This window comes from Streptomyces sp. NPDC059853 (assembly GCF_042731495.1).
Taxonomy (GTDB): Bacteria; Actinomycetota; Actinomycetes; order Streptomycetales; family Streptomycetaceae; genus Streptomyces.
In genome coordinates this window covers 1-1,426 of record NZ_JBHWJL010000556.1, presented here as the reverse complement: position 1 = coordinate 1,426, position 1,426 = coordinate 1, and the positions used below count along the sequence as shown (strand labels likewise).

Genomic DNA, 1,426 nt, shown 5'->3' with positions numbered 1-1,426 from the left:
TATCGCCCGGGTCCCGGCCCCCGGGGCCTGTCCGACACAGAGCGCCGGTCAGGCGGGATGTGTCAGACAGGCCCTGAGCCGGGCGGAACGCGTCACGCGCCGCGCAGCACCGCCCCGGTGCGCTCCACCGCGGCGGCCACCGCCGCCTCGCGGGCCGCCGTCGCCTCCTCGGCCGTCAGGGTGCGGTCCGGCGCCCGGAAACGCAGCGCGTACGCCAGCGACTTGCGGCCCTCGCCCAGCTGCTCGCCGGTGAAGACGTCGAACAGCCGCAGCGACTCCAGCAGCTCACCCGCCCCGTCGCGCAGCGCGGCCTCCACCGCGCCGGCCGGCACGGACGCGTCGACCACCAGGGCGACGTCCTGAGTGGCCACCGGGAAGGTGGAGATCCGCGGCGCGGTCACCGCCTCCGTACCGGCCCGCTGGAGCAGGTCGAGGTCGACCTCCGCCGCGCTGGTGCGCTCCGGCAGCCCCAGCGCCTTGATCACCCGAGGGTGCAGCTCACCGGCGTGCCCGGCGAGCACCTGCTCGCCGTCGACCCGCACATACAGCGCCGCGCAGCGTCCCGGGTGCCACGGCGCGTACTGGGCGGCGGTCACCGTCAGCTCGGCGCCCGCCTCGCGGGCCACCGTGCGGGCCGCCTCGATCGCGTCGCTCCAGCCGGACGGACGCGGGCCGCCCCACCAGCCGGCCTGCTCCCGCGCGCCGGAGAGCACCACGGCGGCGTACCGGGGCTGCTCGGGCAGCGCCGCGTCCAGCCCCGCGATCTCCTCCGCCGAGGGGCGGCGGGTCACCGGCAGCCGTACCGGGGTGCTCTCCTCGCCGGTCGGCAGGAACACCAGACCGGTCTCGAAGAGCGCCAGGTCGTGGCTGCCGCGCCCGTCGTTGCGGCGCAGCGCCGCCAGGAGCCCCGGCAGCAGCGTGGTGCGCAGCGCGGGTTCCTCGTCGGAGAGCGGGTTGGCCAGGGTGACGGTACGGCGCCTGGGGTCGTCCGCGGGCACCTGGAGGGCGTCGAGGGCCGCCGTGCCGATGAACGGGTAGTTCAGCGCCTCGACGTAGCCGGCCCCGGCCAGCGCCCGGCCCACCCGCCGGTGGAGCCGCTGCCGCCGGGTCAGCCCCCGGCCGGCCGGGGGGCGCGGCAGGGTGGAGGGCAGGTTCTCGTACCCCTCCAGCCGGATGACTTCCTCGGCCAGGTCGTTGGGGTCGGTCAGGTCGGGACGCCAGCTGGGGACGGTGACGGTCAGCTCGTCGGAGCCGTAGACGTCGCAGCCCACCTCCTGGAGCCGCCGGACGACCGTCTCGCGGCCGTAGGCCACGCCCGCGACCCGGTCCGCGTGGTCGGCGGCCACCTTGATGGTGCGCGGGGTGAGCGGCACCGACACCTGGGTGACGCCGGCCCCGGCGGTGCCGCCGGCCAGCAGCACCAGCA

Annotated in this window: 1 protein-coding gene; it reads right to left on the bottom strand. The window is 77.1% G+C overall.

Annotated elements, in window-relative coordinates; genetic code table 11:
• Positions 1–92: 92 nt before the first annotated feature.
• Positions 93–1,426: phenylalanine--tRNA ligase subunit beta (locus tag ACFV5N_RS27810; RefSeq protein WP_385605309.1), on the bottom strand; the 1,334-nt coding region annotated here is incomplete at its 5' end.